This is a genomic window from Neobacillus solisequens (assembly GCF_051233465.1).
GTDB lineage: Bacteria > Bacillota > Bacilli > Bacillales > Cytobacillaceae > Neobacillus.
This window is the reverse complement of sequence record NZ_JBKFGJ010000014.1, coordinates 138,682-155,415: the sequence shown is the minus strand read 5'-3', so window position 1 is coordinate 155,415 and position 16,734 is coordinate 138,682. Positions and strand designations below refer to the sequence as shown.

18 protein-coding genes and 1 other annotated feature are annotated in these 16,734 nt (G+C 38.7%); all 18 genes read left to right on the top strand.

Annotated features, from left to right (window positions below):
- The first annotated feature begins 8 nt into the window (after positions 1-8).
- A complete protein-coding gene (locus ACI3K6_RS15260) occupies positions 9-1,058 on the top strand; it encodes a type IV pilus twitching motility protein PilT (RefSeq protein ID WP_435555475.1) in 1,050 nt (349 codons plus the stop codon).
- Positions 1,051-2,268 carry a type II secretion system F family protein gene (locus ACI3K6_RS15255; protein ID WP_435555474.1) on the top strand — a complete coding sequence of 406 codons (1,218 nt, stop codon included), beginning with the start codon at positions 1,051-1,053 and terminating at the stop codon, positions 2,266-2,268. Before ACI3K6_RS15260 ends, ACI3K6_RS15255 begins: the two co-directional genes overlap by 8 nt.
- Positions 2,269-2,398: 130 nt before the next feature.
- Positions 2,399-2,899, top strand: coding sequence for a type II secretion system protein (locus ACI3K6_RS15250; RefSeq protein ID WP_435555473.1), 501 nt, complete (start codon positions 2,399-2,401; stop codon positions 2,897-2,899).
- Complete coding sequence (locus ACI3K6_RS15245) at positions 2,899-3,660, top strand: prepilin peptidase (RefSeq protein ID WP_435555472.1); 762 nt, start codon at positions 2,899-2,901, stop codon at positions 3,658-3,660. The genes ACI3K6_RS15250 and ACI3K6_RS15245 overlap by 1 nt, the downstream gene beginning before the upstream one ends.
- A gap of 15 nt (positions 3,661-3,675) precedes the next feature.
- A complete protein-coding gene (gene pilM / locus ACI3K6_RS15240) occupies positions 3,676-4,671 on the top strand; it encodes a type IV pilus biogenesis protein PilM (RefSeq protein WP_335475026.1) in 996 nt (331 codons plus the stop codon).
- Positions 4,672-5,550: a PilN domain-containing protein gene (locus ACI3K6_RS15235; protein ID WP_435555471.1), complete on the top strand. Its 879-nt coding sequence runs from the start codon at positions 4,672-4,674 to the stop codon at positions 5,548-5,550.
- Positions 5,550-6,338: a hypothetical protein gene (locus tag ACI3K6_RS15230; protein WP_435555470.1), complete on the top strand. Its 789-nt coding sequence runs from the start codon at positions 5,550-5,552 to the stop codon at positions 6,336-6,338. The genes ACI3K6_RS15235 and ACI3K6_RS15230 overlap by 1 nt, the downstream gene beginning before the upstream one ends.
- Before the next feature lie 134 nt (positions 6,339-6,472).
- Complete coding sequence (locus tag ACI3K6_RS15225; protein ID WP_435555469.1) at positions 6,473-7,579, top strand: SPOR domain-containing protein; 1,107 nt, start codon at positions 6,473-6,475, stop codon at positions 7,577-7,579.
- Positions 7,580-7,816: 237 nt separating this feature from the next.
- Positions 7,817-8,389 (top strand): Maf family protein, encoded by a 573-nt coding sequence (locus ACI3K6_RS15220; RefSeq protein WP_435555468.1) that lies wholly within the window; start codon positions 7,817-7,819, stop codon positions 8,387-8,389.
- A 62-nt stretch (positions 8,390-8,451) separates the two neighbouring features.
- Positions 8,452-9,123 (top strand): RadC family protein, encoded by a 672-nt coding sequence (gene radC, locus ACI3K6_RS15215; RefSeq protein WP_435555520.1) that lies wholly within the window; start codon positions 8,452-8,454, stop codon positions 9,121-9,123.
- A 138-nt stretch (positions 9,124-9,261) separates the two neighbouring features.
- Complete coding sequence (locus tag ACI3K6_RS15210) at positions 9,262-10,278, top strand: rod shape-determining protein (RefSeq protein ID WP_335475013.1); 1,017 nt, start codon at positions 9,262-9,264, stop codon at positions 10,276-10,278.
- A 66-nt stretch (positions 10,279-10,344) separates the two neighbouring features.
- Complete coding sequence (mreC, locus tag ACI3K6_RS15205; RefSeq protein ID WP_335475011.1) at positions 10,345-11,226, top strand: rod shape-determining protein MreC; 882 nt, start codon at positions 10,345-10,347, stop codon at positions 11,224-11,226.
- The gene (gene mreD / locus ACI3K6_RS15200; RefSeq protein ID WP_435555467.1) at positions 11,223-11,741 is read left to right on the top strand and encodes a rod shape-determining protein MreD; all 519 of its coding nucleotides are present in this window, start codon (positions 11,223-11,225) and stop codon (positions 11,739-11,741) included. Before mreC ends, mreD begins: the two co-directional genes overlap by 4 nt.
- Before the next feature lie 115 nt (positions 11,742-11,856).
- Complete coding sequence (minC, locus tag ACI3K6_RS15195; protein ID WP_335475007.1) at positions 11,857-12,537, top strand: septum site-determining protein MinC; 681 nt, start codon at positions 11,857-11,859, stop codon at positions 12,535-12,537.
- A 1-nt stretch (position 12,538) separates the two neighbouring features.
- Positions 12,539-13,342, top strand: coding sequence for a septum site-determining protein MinD (minD, locus tag ACI3K6_RS15190; RefSeq protein ID WP_435555466.1), 804 nt, complete (start codon positions 12,539-12,541; stop codon positions 13,340-13,342).
- A 100-nt stretch (positions 13,343-13,442) separates the two neighbouring features.
- On the top strand, positions 13,443-14,231 hold the full coding sequence (locus tag ACI3K6_RS15185) for a peptidoglycan DD-metalloendopeptidase family protein (protein ID WP_435555465.1): 789 nt from the start codon (positions 13,443-13,445) through the stop codon (positions 14,229-14,231).
- A complete protein-coding gene (locus ACI3K6_RS15180) occupies positions 14,224-15,090 on the top strand; it encodes a M50 family metallopeptidase (protein ID WP_435555464.1) in 867 nt (288 codons plus the stop codon). Before ACI3K6_RS15185 ends, ACI3K6_RS15180 begins: the two co-directional genes overlap by 8 nt.
- A gap of 50 nt (positions 15,091-15,140) precedes the next feature.
- Positions 15,141-16,598 (top strand): Rne/Rng family ribonuclease, encoded by a 1,458-nt coding sequence (locus ACI3K6_RS15175; RefSeq protein WP_435555519.1) that lies wholly within the window; start codon positions 15,141-15,143, stop codon positions 16,596-16,598.
- Positions 16,599-16,645: 47 nt separating this feature from the next.
- Positions 16,646-16,726, top strand: a sequence feature (ribosomal protein L21 leader region).
- The last annotated feature ends 8 nt before the right edge of the window (positions 16,727-16,734 follow it).

Sequence of the window (16,734 nt, the reverse complement as noted above, 5' to 3'; positions counted from 1 at the left end):
ATGCTTATATGAAAGAGAAGATCGATCAAATACTTCAGGCTGCTGTTGAATACAAGGCTTCGGATGTCCATATAACCGTTGGGGTTCCACCGGTAATGCGCATAAACGGCGACTTAAAAAGATATGGTGCCGATAAGCTTTTGCCTGCGGATACCGAGGCGATTGCAAAAGCAATCATTCCGGAAAACCAATGGAGTTTATTCAAAGAAAAAGGCGAACTTGATTTTTCATACGGGGTCCCTGGAGTTTCTCGATTTAGGGTTAATGCCTTTCATCAACGTAGAAGCATTTCTTTGGCATTGAGGGTCGTATCAACTCGTACCCCAACGATTGAAGAATTGGAATTACCTGAAATTATTCCAAGGTTAGTGGAAAAACCTCACGGCCTTATCTTAGTGACAGGTCCAACCGGAAGTGGTAAGTCAACAACACTTGCGGCTATGATTGACTACATGAATCGAACAATGCGAAAACATATCATTACTTTAGAGGACCCCATTGAATATTTACATCGGCATGGGAATTCCATTATTGATCAGCGTGAAGTGGGATTTGATACGCAAACATATGCCGATGGACTAAGAGCAGCACTTCGTCAAGACCCCGATGTCATTTTGGTTGGGGAGATGCGCGACCTGGAAACTATTTCAATTGCGATTACTGCTGCTGAAACAGGTCACCTTGTTTTCGGTACATTGCATACCTCGAGTGCACCAACAACGATCAACAGAATTATTGACGTTTTTCCGCCTTCCCAGCAGCCACAGATTCGAATTCAGTTGGCCTCAGTACTAGTTGGAGTTATTTCGCAACGGTTATTTCCAACTGCTGATAAAAAAGGAAGAAAAGCAGCGACTGAAATCTTAGTAAATAACCCTGCCATTGCCAATCTGATTCGCAATGAGAAGATTCACCAAATTCCAAGTGTGATGCAAACATCACGTTCCCAAGGAATGCACACATTGGAAATGAGTATCAAAGATTTGTTGGAGCGTAACTTGATTCTGAAGGATGCAGCAAACCAATATTTACATGAAAAGATGATGCAAAATGCCTAGATATAAGTATTCAGGGCGCGATAAAAAAGGAAAAAAACAAGGTACTGTAAATGCTAGTTCCAAACGTGAGGCAATGGTCAAGTTAAAAGATGACGGGATTAGAGTTATAGATATAACAGAAGTTCCGGAAACGTTTTTGACAAAGGAGCTAACCTTTGGAAATCAGGTAAAATTGCAGCATTTTGTTATTTTTTTAAGGCAATTTGCCACTCTTCTAAAGGCAGGAGTAACGGTGGTCGATGCTACTGGAATTCTGGCCAAACAAACGGAAAGTAAAGGGCTAAAAAGAGCATTATTAGATGTAGAGGTGGAATTGCGAGAAGGGAATCCACTTTCAGAAGCTGTATCAAAGCATAAAAAGATATTTACTCCGATGTTTATTAATATGGTCCATGCCGGTGAGATAAGTGGTACATTGGATAACACCTTAGAACGGTTGGCTGATTATTATGAAAAGCAGCATTTTACGAGACAAAAAATTGTTTCAGCTCTTGCGTATCCAATGGTTGTAGGGGTTATCGCGATAGGAGTCGTAATTTTCCTATTGGCGGTTGTCGTTCCTACCTTTGTTCAGATGTTTGCTGACATGGGGGGAGAGTTACCTGCTATTACAAAATTTGTTCTTTCAGCAAGTGACTTTACACAATCATTCTGGTGGCTTATTGTTATAGTTTTTGTATTAATAGCTTTATTTATTATGTATTTTAAAAGTAATAGGAAAACAAAATACTATTTGGATTTATTTATCTTGAAAATGCCTATCTTTGGAAAGTTGGTACAAAAAGCTGCTTTAGCCCGTATGATGCGTACTTTAAGTTCATTATTTTCAAGTTCAGTTCCCATCCTACAAGCTATGACAATTGTAGAAAGAGTAGTAGAAAATGAAGTGTTGGCAAAAGTTATCCGTGAATCACGTCAAACTCTGGAAAAAGGTCGATCAATGACTGAACCAATGGAAAAACACTGGGCTTTCCCACCGTTAATTACACAAATGATCTCTATAGGGGAGGAAACTGGGGCTTTGGATGCGATGCTTGCCAAAATTGCTGATTTTTATGAGAAGGAAGTTGAAACGGGGACCGATCGTATGAAATCACTAATTGAGCCCATTATGATTGTCATTTTGGCAAGCTTAGTCGGGACTATTGTCACGTCGATCATTGTACCTATGTTTAGTATGTTTGACCAATTCCAACAAATGAACCAATAATTGACAAAAACATTGATGTATTGAGGAAACGCGACAAATAGCCTATAAAAATATTACAAAGCTTTGTCATTTAATGTATAATACAAGAGACTAAATTAATAGGTTCATAGAACCAAAAGGAGATGAAATCATGTTCCAAAAATTAAAAAATAAATCAAAAGATCAAAAAGGTTTTACTTTAATTGAATTACTTGCTGTAATTGTTATTTTAGGTATTATTGCTGCTATTGCCGTGCCTTCTATCCTTGGCCTAATTGATAATTCTAAAAAAGATGCACATGCTGCCAATGCTCAACAAATTCTAAGTGCTGCAAAAATGGCAATAGCATCGGAGTCTAGCTTACAATCAGGTACTAAGTATTTGAATTTGAAACAATTAGAAACTAAAAATTATTTAGATCCAGTTGATAGTCCAGATCCAGAAGGCTATACAAAAGGAGCAGCAACTGATGACTATTCTACAACTGCTCCTGTTGAAGCATCGGTTTCATTTGTAATGATAAAGGATGGAAAAGTCGTTAAGATTAACCTAATTACAAGCAAAAGAAAAATTACTGTTGGAGATGGTGTAGCAGCGGTTTCTCCTAAGGATATAGATCGTTCAGATGTACCAGATAGAAGCAATAGCTAATGATTTTTTATTACTTTTTGCTTTTACTATATGGTTTTATATTTGGTTCTTTTTACAACGTAGTTGGACTTCGGGTTCCATTAAAGCAATCAATTGTTAAACCAAGGTCAGCTTGTCCAACCTGTGGGCACCAATTAAAACCGTATGAACTTATACCGGTAATATCATATTTGCTCCAAAAAGGGAAATGCCGCGGCTGTCAGTCGCGGATTTCTCCTATATATCCAATTATGGAGTTACTAACGGGAATTTTATTTGCCGTAGCCCCATCCTTGGTTGGATGGTCTGGAGAATTATTAGTCGCCTTAACGTTAATTTCTTTATTTATGATTATTATTGTTTCGGACATTCACTATATGATTATCCCTGATAAAATTTTGCTTTGGTTTGCAGGGTTTTTTTTATTTGAACGGTACATGTGGCCGCTGGCTCCTTGGTGGGACAGTCTCTTGGGAGCCATAACCGGATTTGTACTTCTCTTACTGATTATGCTTGTCAGCAAGGGAGGTATGGGATTTGGAGATGTAAAGCTCTATGCCCTGCTAGGTTTTGTATTAGGTTTTAAGCTTGTTTTATTATCATTTTTTCTATCGACTTTATTTGGTGCCCTCCTTGGCGGCTTGGCCCAGTTGTTTAGAATAGTAAAAAAACGGCAACCGATACCGTTTGGCCCATTTATTGCAGCTGGAACGTTAACTGCGTATTTTTGGGGACCGGAAATAATAACTATTTATATAAATTTCCTTCATCAAGGATTTTAATAAGGGGTTTTTTCTATGGCTTTTTCCCTATTTTCCTCTAAAAACCGAATTATTAATCTGGTAATCAGTGACCATTCTATTCGCTTACTAGAATTAAAACAATTCAATCCACCCTTAGCACATAGATGGAGTGAACATTTTCTTCCAGCCGGAATCATTAGCGATGGTAAAATACAAAATCAAGATTCCTTAGAAAGTATTTTAGAGGAATGTATTGACGAGTGGAAAATTCATAGGCGACAAGTGCGTTTTATAATTCCAGATTCCTTAGTCATCATTCGAAAGATTTCCGTCCCTTCAGAAATTCAGGATGATGAAATCAAAGGTTATCTGTATTTGGAACTAGGATCTACCATTCACTTGCCATTTGATGAGCCGGTCTTTGATTTTTATCCGTTAGGAAGTAATGGGAAAACTAGAGAGATCTTGCTATTTGCGGCACCAGAGCAAAATGTGATGGAATATGCCGATTTGCTGTCAAAGCTAAAGCTTAACCCCATTGCAGCAGATATTTCTCCTCTTGCTATTTATCGACTCTATCGGCAGCTGGATACAGAACTAGTAAACGAGAATTTATTTGCAGTTCAATTTGATTTAACCAGCGTTAATTTAACTATTTTTGAAAGAAGCGTTCCGCTAGTCATGCGTCAATTTCCACTTCCATTTAATATGGATCAATGGAAAATCAAAGAAGATTCTGGAAATAATTTGGTTTATAACTATATAGGAAATACAGATGAACTGGACCTTCAGTTTGATGATATTTTTAGGGAAATCAATAAGTTAATTGATTTTTATCGTTATTCCCTTCATAAAGAACATAATCAGATTTCTAAATTTTTATTATACGGCGATCACCCAATGCTTAACATAATCTACGATGGAATGCTAGAGAGATTTGAAACTCCAACAGAAATGATAGCGATAGATATGGACTCAAAGGGCAATTCCGTGAAACTGCCGTCCAGTCAATTGTTACCATTGGGACTTGCTTTAAAAGGGGGGCAATAAATGTTCATTGAAATAAACCTGCTACCCCAAAGAGAACCCAAAAAAGTTGGTTTTATCATTGCGATTTCCAGCTTGGTATTTCTATTAATTCTTAGTGGTGCGTATTACCTTGGGCAAGTCCATTCAGTTAAAAATGATATTACTAGAATAACACGACAAATTGACATAACGTCTAAAGTTGTTAATAAGGATAACAACCAATCAGGAATATCAACTAGTTCTAAATCAATTAGTCAATTAAATAGTGCAATAGATTGGGCAAAAGAATATCCCATCCAAACTGTTCCAGTCTTGCGTCACTTGTCTTCACTATTACCAGAGCGTGGATTCATACAAAGTTTTGGATATACAGAAGCAGGAACCATCACTTTAACAGTCCAGTTTGACACTAGTCGGGAAGCTGCATACTTTTTGGAAACGTTACATGATTCGAAGTGGATTGAAGATGCAAGCCTTAATGCTTTAACAGCAACAGATCAATCAAAGACAACCGGTACATCTTCAACTTCGACGAATCCACCTAATACTTCAACTGCAACCACTGTTCAGGGAAGTACTGTTTCTACAAATAGTCAAACAAATACTGCTGGTCAAAATACAACGACTCAAGCCACTGGTGGAATCCAAGTAGCACCTGGGACTACTCTGGTAGATCAAAATGGTAACGTCTATACAATTGTAGATCATTCAAATACAAATAGTGCCAATACAACAGATTCAACAAATACAACAAATTCAACAACCAACAAAACCAGTACGACTACCAAAAGTAGTATTCTACCCCGTTATACGGGCCAATTCGAAATCAAATTGAATCAAACAGTTGTAAAGGAAGAAATCAAAAAGAGTGAGGATTCTGAGGAAGGGGGGACTGGTTGATGAAGCTACGTTTCTCAAAAAAAGAAAACCTGATCCTTGGAATCGTCGCGCTTCTTGTTGTTGCTCTGATTGTGCTTGCTCAGTTTTTTTACCTTTCTCCTCTTAAAACGGATTTGAAGAAACAACAATCCTCATTGGATATTGCACAAAAAAAGCTTGAGGCAATCAGTCAACAGAAAACGCAGGATTCACAGCAAACGGTCGAAGATACAAAGGAGCTGCAAAAGAAGCTTCCTGTTAAACCGCTGCAGGAACAGCTTATTCTGGATTTAGAAAAAGCCGAAAATGTATCGGACAGTGAAATTAAGACCATGAGCTTTTCTAAAGACGCTGATGTGTCATCAGGAACTAATCAAACTGTCATTCAAAATACAGCACAACAACAGAGTTCAACGACGACGACTAGCCAGCCCGCCACATCCAGTCAGTCTACAGCGAACCAGGATACGGCGAATCAACAGTCGAGTGGAACTGTGGTACCAGAAGGAATGAAAAAAATTACAGCTAATTTAACGGTCGAGTCTCCTACCTATGAAGATTTTGAAAAGTTCATAGATGCTTTGGAGTCATTAAATCGGATCATTGTTGTTGAATCGATTTCTTACACTGGTGGACAAGAAATTACTTCATTAAGTCAACAGAACCAGCCATTGGCTTATAGTCTTACGTTCTCTGCATTTTATATGCCAGGCCTGAATGATTTACAGGCACAGCTGCCTAAAATCGATGCTCCGGCACCAGCAGGTAAAGAAAATCCGTTGAGTCAATTTCCTGATGTTACTCACTAGGTTAACAACATTTCGAACTAATAAATAATTTGGCGAAAGACAGTTATAACAAGACGACAAAAGTCTTGTTATTTTTTTTGATCATTATGTTAGGATGAAACCATTACTTTAGATAGAGAAAGGAGTAAGCAATGGTGGACAAGCCTAAGCAAAAAGGCAATACAATCAGAGTTACATTTAATGGAGAGAATTCAGGTCCTCAGGAAGAGCCCCTCCAAAAAGTCTCAAGCGATAAGCCCGACTCCCATTCAAAAGTGATTCAAATAAATAAAAACTCTCAAGACTCGGAGGTTTATTTAGAAACGGCAGCAACTCAAGAATCTGTCGATGAAAACTTTGACTGGATTATTCCGGAATCTGCTGAACAGGATGTTGATGAATCTCACTTTATTAAACAAGTTGACTCAAAAAAAACTACACACCAAGGTAAATTTTCAATCCATCACAATCCAAAAAAGAAAAATGATAAACCCCTTAGTAAAGTGGTCATCTCAGCTATCTTTGCGATAGTGATAGGGACTACCATTGGTTATTTTATGCTGAAGTTGGTGATTACAGAGTCAGATCAAAAGGCATCGACCCAACCAAACCAACCAAACCAACCAAACCAAACGGTCGTCCAAACAACCCCTGGAACAAAAGAGAACCAGAACAAAGAAACGAGTAAAACCAATTCCACTTCACTTGACCCATTAACAACTTATGTGGTTCAAGGCGGAGCATTTGGCGCCAAGGAAGGGGCAAAAGATGCCACTTCCAATCTATCATCGAAAGGAATATCCTCACAATTTTTAGAAATGAATGGAAAATATTATGTTTTCCTTGGAACGGCAGATTCTATTGAAGGGGCAAAAGCTCTAGCCGGAAAGTTTAAGGAAAAAGGAATGGATGATTTGTTCGCAAAACAAATCGTCGTGGAGAAGAGAACTTTTTCAAATCTTACCGATAAAGAAAAAAGCTTTCTTGAAACGGCTCCTACCATTTATCAGACTCTTAGTAGTGTAACAGCGAATGCGCAAATTTCAAACAGCATTTCTGAAGAAGCTGCTAAAGCATTAAATACTATAAATAAAACTTTAAATATTAGTGGTATTAAAAACGAAAAAGTGAAAACCTTAAAGTCTGAGCTTTCAAATGCAGCAGGTAAATTAAACGAGTATAAAAAATCAAAGAACAGTAAAAGTCTAAACGAAGCTCAACAACAATTACTTAATTTTTTAGCCGCCTACTATTCACTATAATTTAAACTGACAATTCAACCGATGAATCGATATTTTCCGGGAAATACTTTATTATTTAAACCTATCCATTTTCGGGTAGGTTTTTGAATTTTCTGAGTTCCACATTTAGATAATATGTGCATAATTTGACATATTTCTTCAAAATTTAATGATATAAAAATTGTTTGCTTCCTAAATATTTGATAACATGAAAATGTATCTCCCTTTTTGAAGTAAAAAATAAGGTCAGGTGATAACATGCAAAACCTCATTTTAGCCTCTTCATCTCCACGGCGAAAAGAACTTCTAGAAAATCTTCGTTTTTCTTTTACCATTTCAAGTAGTGAAGTAGATGAAACCTTTGATCCAAAGCTTTCTCCTGATGAAATTGTGATGGAATTAGCCGAACGGAAGGCACAGGCTGTTTTTAAACAAAACAATCATGCGTTTGTTATTGGATCAGACACAATTGTTGTTGCTGACAACGAGGTCCTTGGAAAGCCAAATGATGAAGCAGAAGCTTTTGAAATGTTAAGAACGTTATCAGGAAAACAGCATGACGTGTTTACTGGTGTCGCTATTTTGTCTCCAACTGGTACCACCCGTTTCTATGAAAAAACTGAAGTCTGGTTTTGGGAGTTAACGGACGAGGAAATACGGTCATATGTCAAAAGTGGTGAACCGCTTGATAAAGCAGGAGCATATGGTATTCAACAGCTAGGAAGTATGCTTGTCAAAAAAATAAATGGAGACTATTTTGCGGTTGTCGGTCTACCGCTCGCAAGAACCGTCCGAGAATTAAAGCGGCTGGGCTATCCGATGCCGTATTAAACTCTTTTGTTCAGTGGCTCCCAAACTAAAGGGAGGAAAAAAGAGTGTCCACAAATGCATTAATGATTCGAGATTTTCCTTTGGATGAACGTCCTCGTGAACGCTTTATACAACATGGCCCACATAGCCTTTCTAATCACGAGTTGATTGCCATTTTGCTGAGAACCGGGTCGAAGGAAGAATCGGTTTTGCAATTATCGAATCGACTGTTAACCCATTTTGAAGGACTAAAATTGTTGAAATCCGCAACTTTGGAAGAATTGACCGAGATTAAAGGAATTGGTTCAGCAAAAGCTATTCAAATTCTTGCAGCCGTAGAAATCGGCCGAAGGATTGCCAACCTTACCTTTAATGAGCGATATGTGATTCGTTCTCCTGAAGATGGAGCCAATTATTTAATGAACGATATGCGCTTTTTATCTCAGGAGCATTTTGTTTGTCTTTATTTAAACACGAAGAATCAAGTCATTCATAAGCAAACAGTGTTTATTGGGAGCTTGAATGCTTCCATCGTTCATCCAAGGGAGGTTTTCCGCGAAGCACTTAAACGTTCAGCAGCTTCCATTATCGCCGCACATAACCATCCTTCGGGAGATCCAGCACCAAGCCGTGAGGATATCGATGTGACTAAACGGCTAGTTGAATGCGGCAAAATAATTGGAATCGACATCCTTGATCATTTAATCATTGGTGACAACAAGTTTGTCTCATTGAAAGAAAAAGGGTATTTATGACCTATGATTTTATTTGACGTTGAGTTATAATATTGGTTATGATTTTTTAGGATTATTTATGACGAAATAACAAAATGGTTTGTTATGGATTCCTGCCTTGTGAATTTTTTGCATTATTAGAAAGGGAGATACAGCATTATGTTTGGATTTGGAAGTAAAGATATTGGAATTGATTTAGGAACTGCAAATACGCTTGTATATATAAAAGGAAAAGGGATCGTGACGAGAGAGCCATCTGTTGTAGCTTTGCAAACAGATACTAAACATATTGTCGCTGTGGGAAATGACGCGAAAAATATGATTGGTCGGACTCCTGGGAATGTTATTGCAACGAGACCCATGAAGGATGGTGTCATTGCCGATTTTGAAACAACAGCAACCATGATGAAGTACCTTATGAGACAGGCACTAAAAACAAAAAGTGTCGGTAAACCTCATGTCATGGTATGTGTTCCTTCTGGAATTACGGCAGTAGAGGAAAGAGCGGTAATAGATGCAACAAGGCAGGCAGGGGCTAAGGATGCTTATACGATCGAAGAGCCTTTTGCTGCAGCCATTGGGGCAAATCTCCCGGTTTGGGAACCAACTGGAAGCATGGTTGTGGATATCGGTGGAGGTACGACCGAAGTTGCTATTATTTCGCTTGGCGGTATAGTTACATCACAGTCCATTCGAATTGCTGGTGATGAAATGGACGATGCCCTCGTAGCGTATATCCGCAAAACCTATAATCTCCTCATCGGAGATCGGACTGCAGAAGCCATTAAGATGGAGATTGGATCTGCCGGTAAACCTGAGGGTGTCGATAATATGGAAATTCGCGGCCGTGACTTGTTGACAGGTCTTCCAAAGACGATTGAAATTACTCCTGACGAAATTGCCACAGCCTTGAATGATACTGTTTATGCTATTGTAGAAGCGGTTAAGAATACATTGGAAAAAACACCGCCAGAATTAGCAGCAGATATCATGGATCGAGGAATTGTTCTTACCGGTGGTGGTGCACTACTCCGTAATTTGGACAGAGTGATCAGTGAAGAAACAAAAATGCCTGTCATCATTGCCGAAAATCCGCTTGATTGTGTGGCAATCGGAACAGGTAAAGCTTTAGATCATATCAATTTGTTCAAAAACAGAGCAAGAGATTCACGCTAACCAAATAGCGGATAGCTTTTCGAAAACAAGTACCTTTTTTACTAGAATAGATAGAGGTGTATCATCATGCCACAGTTCTTTTTAAATAAACGATTAATCTTATTGCTCGTCAGCATTATCGTTCTCGTGGCATTGATTGGGTTTTCTTTAAGGGAGAGAAGTAAATTATCCTGGCCGGAGCAATTTGTTAAGGATACAACCGGCTGGGTTCAATCCCTGGTTTCAAAGCCTGCCAATTATTTCGCAGGTTTTTTTGAAAATCTCCAGGACTTGCAAAATACATATGAAGAGAATAAAGAACTGAAAACGCGTGTTGAAAAGATTGCCAGCCTTGAAGCTGAGATTCAAGGATTAAAAAAGGACAATACAGAATTACGCGATATTCTCGGTGAAAAGAAGACCTTGAGAGATTATGAACCGCAGCCGGCTACAGTTATCGGCAGAAATCCTGATCGTTGGCATGAAATGATTATTATTGATAAGGGAAGTATCAACGGAATTAAAAAAAATATGGCTGTTGTAACGGCTAATGGTTTGATCGGAAAAATAAAGAACGTCAATCAATTTAGTTCAACCGTTCAGCTGTTGAGTGCGATGGACCCCAAAAATCGTATTTCTGCAGTCATTCAAGGTGATACAGAAGTGTTTGGTTTTGTACAAGGATTTGATGATAAACAAAAATTATTGCAAGTGAAAGCCATTCCATCTGGGGCCAAGGTCGTAAAAGGTCAAACCGTGATTACATCTGGTTTAGGCGGTGTGTTTCCAAAGGGCTTGATTATCGGAAAAGTAGAAGAAGTAAAACCAGATCAATACGGATTAAATCAAACAGCATTAGTGAAGCCGGGTGCCGACTTTTATGATATTCAAAGTGTTATTGTCATTAAAAGGACGATGGCCCAGCCAGAGGTTTCAGACATGGAAGTTGGGAAGGAGAAGGATCTATGAAAAAATTTCTTCTTCCTCTTTTGTTTTTGGTGTTTTTTATAGCAGAAAGCTTGTTTGTCCAATTTTTGCCTGCAAAGTTTTTCGGGTTCCAACGTATTTTTGCACCACATTTTTTGTTTATCGGTTTAGTGTTTTTGACGATTTTCGTTGGAAGGAAACAGGGAATTATCTATGGAGCGGTTTTTGGCCTATTATATGATATTGTTTATGTAGAAGTACTTGGTATCTATTTTTTTCTTTTTCCATTTATTTGCTACCTCGTATCAAAAGTCATGCATGTTATTCATGCAAATTTGCTCACAGCCTTCCTGGTATCATTAATGGGAATGGCTCTGCTTGAAATTGGAGTTTATGAAATGGATACGTTGATCCATATTACTGGTATGGACTTTATAAATTTTTTGAATTTACGTTTTTATCCAACTTTACTTTTAAACGTTATTTTTCTAGGAATTTTATGCTATCCGTTGAAGAGTCTTTTCGAAAAATACGCTCTGCGCTTGCGGGAAGAGTGATTGGAAAAAAGGAGAATAGGCACATCGTGTCGAATTTTTATTAAGATGTGTATATTTGATTCGGAACCTTTCAATTCCGAAATTGCTTTCTTAATTATGAGGTGAAAAATTCTCCATGAAAAAACGGCAAAATGTTACAATAAAAGGTACGAAGGATGGACTTGTCCTTCGTCTTGATGACAACTGTTCGTTTGAGGAACTCAAACGGGAACTAGATCAAAAGCTAACTGCTAATTCAAGGACACAAGATGAGCGTCACTTAGTTTCTGTAAAAGTGGAAATCGGGAACCGCTATATATCTGATCATCAAAGGGAAGAACTTAAACATTTAATTCGCCAAAAGAAAAATTTTGTAGTCGATGATATTGTCTCCAATGTAGTGACAAGAGAAGAAGCTGAGCAGTTAAAATCTGAAATGGAAGTAGTGACTGTTTCTAAAATCATTCGTTCTGGACAAGTGTTGGAGGTTCCTGGAGATTTGTTGCTCATTGGCGATGTGAACCCGGGCGGGACAGTTGTCGCTGGCGGTAATATCTTTATTATGGGTGTGTTAAAGGGAGTTGCCCACGCAGGTTGTTATGGAAATGATGAATCTATTATTGCTGCCTCTAGCATGAGACCCTCACAGCTTAGAATCAGTGATTGCCTTAATAGTGCCCCAGATTCAGTTCAAAGCGACGAAAAGCGGGAAATGGAATGTGCCTATTTAAATGAGAATCGTAAAATTGTCATCGATAGATTACAAGCTTTAATACAATTAAGGCCTAATTTAACTAGATTAGAAGGGGGATATTAAAGTGGGAGAAGCTATAGTAATTACATCCGGTAAGGGCGGAGTAGGCAAAACAACAACCACTGCTAATATTGGCACCGCATTAGCCCTTCAAGGCAAAAAAGTATGTTTAGTGGATACAGACATCGGCCTTCGAAACTTGGATGTCGTAATGGGGTTAGAGAATCGAATCATTTATGATCTCGTGGATGTAGTAGAAAAGAGATGTAAGATTCATCAGGCTTTAGTGAAGGATAAACGTTTTGATGGATTATTATACTTGCTTCCTGCAGCTCAAACGGTAGATAAATCTGCCGTTAAACCAGAGCAAATGAAGGAACTGGTTGAAGAGTTAAAACAGGATTATGACTATATTATTATTGACTGCCCGGCAGGAATTGAACAAGGCTATAAAAATGCCGTCGCAGGGGCAGATAAAGCCATCGTCGTAACGACGCCGGAGGTTTCAGCCGTTCGCGATGCAGACCGAATTATTGGGTTGCTTGAAAAGGAAAAAAATATGGAGCCGCCTAAATTAGTGGTGAACCGCATTCGCAATCATATGATGAAAAGTGGAGATATGCTGGATATTGATGAAATTACCCAGCATTTATCTATTGGATTAATTGGTATTGTCGCTGATGACGATGAGGTCATTAAAGCTTCCAATCATGGGGAGCCAATCGCATTAAATCCAAATAGCAAGGCATCCATTGCCTACCGTAATATTGCAAGAAGAATTTTGGGAGAATCCATCCCGTTGCAACCGCTTGAGGATTCAGAAAAAGGGATGTTTTCAAAACTGAAAAAGTTCTTTGGTGTCCGTTAATTCTCTGCCTGTCCATTAAAATAGTGGACAGGCATTTTTTAGTTTCTGTCATACTCCAGGAAAACCTCTCATAGACTTGTACAAACTGGGAAAAGGGTTGATGAGTATGGCGCGGTCTACACCGGATGAAATTCGGCGGCGAATCGCCAAGAGGAAAAGAGAAAATGGAACATCTGCAAAAACACCAGAGCGCCAAATATATTGGCCAGGTGACGATGAAAAGTACGAATATAATTATATTTCTCCATCCTATGGCAGTGATGGAGATGATGGACATCCCTTATTTAAAAAGGAAGTATTTTTTTTCAAAATATTAGCCTCCGTTTTGTTGTTTTTAGCCGTGGCTATACTTTTTAGGAACCATTCAGCTACGTTTGAACCTGCACGGACTGTAGTGCTAAAAACAATGGATCAAGACTTTAAGTTTGCCGTGGTATCTAAATGGTATGAAGATAAATTTGGAAAGCCATTGGCCCTATTACCATTTTCTGATGATAAAAAGGCAGCTGAAAAGGTTGAAGTTCAAAAAGGTGCTGTGGAGGTTTCTGGGAAAATACTTGAAAACTTTGAAAAAAATGGCCAGGGGATCATGATAGAAACCTCCAAGGGAGCCGCGGTACAAGCCATAAATGATGGATTTGTCCGCTTTGTGGGTGAAAAAGAAGGGCTTGGGAAAACCGTCATTATTCAGCACTCCGACCAAACGGAAACATGGTATGGAAATTTGGGAACCATCAAGGTAAAACTATATGAATATATTGAAAAAAGCGCTGTGGTAGGAACCGTATCTGAAACAAGCGGTGAAGACAAAACGAAGGGAAAGTATTATTTTGCAGTCAAAAAAGGGGATCAATTTATAGACCCAATCAAGGTGATCCGACTTGAATAGAATGATTTCATTACTTCGTCTTGTCTATATTCATCCATTATTGTGGATCGTGGTGGGCCTCTCCATCGCAACAGCCCATTTCCTTGAGGTTTGTTTACTGTTAGGCATTATTTTTGTTCATGAAATGGGGCATGCGGTGGCGGCTTCTTTTTTTTCCTGGAGAATCAAAAAAATCTCGCTTCTCCCCTTTGGTGGAGTGGCAGAAATGGATGAGCACGGGAATCGCCCTTTAAGAGAAGAGGCAATAGTAGTTTTAGCTGGTCCCCTGCAGCATCTATGGATGATGGCGGCAGCCTATGGGTTGCTGCAATTCAACCTTGTTCCCGATGATCTCTATCGTTTGTTCCTTCAATTTAATATCATGATCCTCTTGTTTAATTTATTTCCGATTTGGCCGCTTGATGGTGGGAAATTAGTGTTTCTGTTTTTATCCACTGCACATTCCTTTACGAATGCGCATCGATTCACGCTCATTTTGTCATTTTTCAGTTTATGTGTTTTTTCTATGATTACCCTATTAAAAGCACCTTTACACCTAAATGTTTGGGTGATAACGGCCTTTTTGTTTTTTTCGCTCTATTATGAGTGGAAACAGCGCCGATATATATTTATCCGTTTTTTGCTGGAGCGGTATTATGGAAAGACTCCAGACCTGGGGGGATTAAAACCCATCCAGGCAAATGAACAAGAGCTATTGATTGATGTACTGGAGAAATTTCAACGTGGCTGCAAGCATCCTATTATTGTGGAATCCGAGGGCAGGGAGAAGGGAACATTAGACGAAAATGAGGTTCTCCATGCTTATTTTGCAGAAAAACGACTCACTGATAAAATTAGCGACCTACTTTTTTTATATTAAATGGCTATAATAGAGATATTAAGAAAAAAGTGAGGACGCTAAAGTTGGAAATGTTAATTGTGAACCTAGTATCCAGGGAAAAAAGATTAGCCTATCTACAAAATAGTCGAGTGGAAAAACTCGTCTTTGACCGACCAGAGCATCGTTCCCTGGTCGGTAATATTTATTTTGGGACTGTTTCAAAAGTACTACCTGGAATGAATGCTGTTTTTGTTGATATCGGGGAAGGCAAAAATGGATACCTTCACCGGGATCAGCTCCCTTCTTTTGTAGCATCAGAGGATAAACAGAAAACCGTCACCGCCTATGTTCATCAAGGTGAAAAATTGTTCGTCCAAGTTGAAAAGGATGCCACTGGAACAAAAGGACCTAAACTGACCGGCATCATTGAATTTCAAGGGACCAACCTTATTTATTTGCCAAACGGTCACTACATTGCTGTTTCAAAAAAAATTCAAGACATACAAAAATCCGCTTCTCTCCGAAACTTTGCAAATCAGTACAAAATGGAGCAGGAAGGTCTTATTTTTCGAACCACCAGTATTAGCAGTACAGAAGAAGAGCTCATCACGGAGTTGTCCCAGTTGAGGGAGAGGTATCAAATCATGGTGCGGAATGCCGCATTAATGAAAAAGCCAGGAATCATTTTTCAAAAGGATAGCTTTACTGAAATAATTTTTGAACAGGCAGAGAGAATGACTGCTGGAGAAGTAATTGTTGATGACTTACATCTAAAAAAAATCATGCAAGCGAAATATCCAAAACTGAACGTTACTTATTACAAGGATAAAGAAAATATATTTTCTACCTACAAGGTTGAGCATGCCATAGAAAAAGCGTTAAAAAGAATGGTGTGGCTTGAAAATGGGGCTTATTTAATTTTTGATGAAACAGAGGCACTAACAATTGTGGATGTAAATACCGGGAAATTCTCTGGAAAATCCGATTACCAGGACACCGTGCTGAAAACGAATCAACTCGCTGCAAGAGAGACACTGCATCAGCTGCGCCTTCGTGATATCGGAGGGATCGTCCTCATTGATTTTATTAATATGAAACAGGAGCAAGATCGGAAAGCCATTCTTGAAACAATCGAAAAAGAATTGTTAAAAGATGAGAAGCGGACAAAATTAATTGGATATACTCCCCTTGGAATTCTCCAGCTAACAAGAAAAAAAACAAAGGTGACGTTGTCTGAGAATTTGCAGGTAAAATGTTCGGTGTGTGAGGGTACTGGCAGGGTCTTAAGCTCAGAAACAGTTGCATTCCAAATGGAAAGAGAACTGCTAGAACATAGGCATTCCGATTATGAGGCTGTGTTAATTGAGACGACGAACGAAGTGAAAGCCGCCTTGTTGGGTGATAATGAGATTCATAGACAGGTGTTGGAAGATTTGTTACATATGAAGTTGTGCTTTACGACCACTGCAACAAGTAAACCCTATTATCTTATTAAACAGTTCGGAACGGAATCAGAGATTACCCAAAAAGCTGGCGAATGCTATTGACACTTGGGCCGAAATTGTGGTAGGATTTTAATGTTATGTTTGTAGCACCCGTGCTACAACCGCGCATTGCAGGTAGTAAGAGTTTGCTATTGGCAAGCCGCCTGTTTTTGGCGAGTCTGAGTTAATAAGGAGGTGC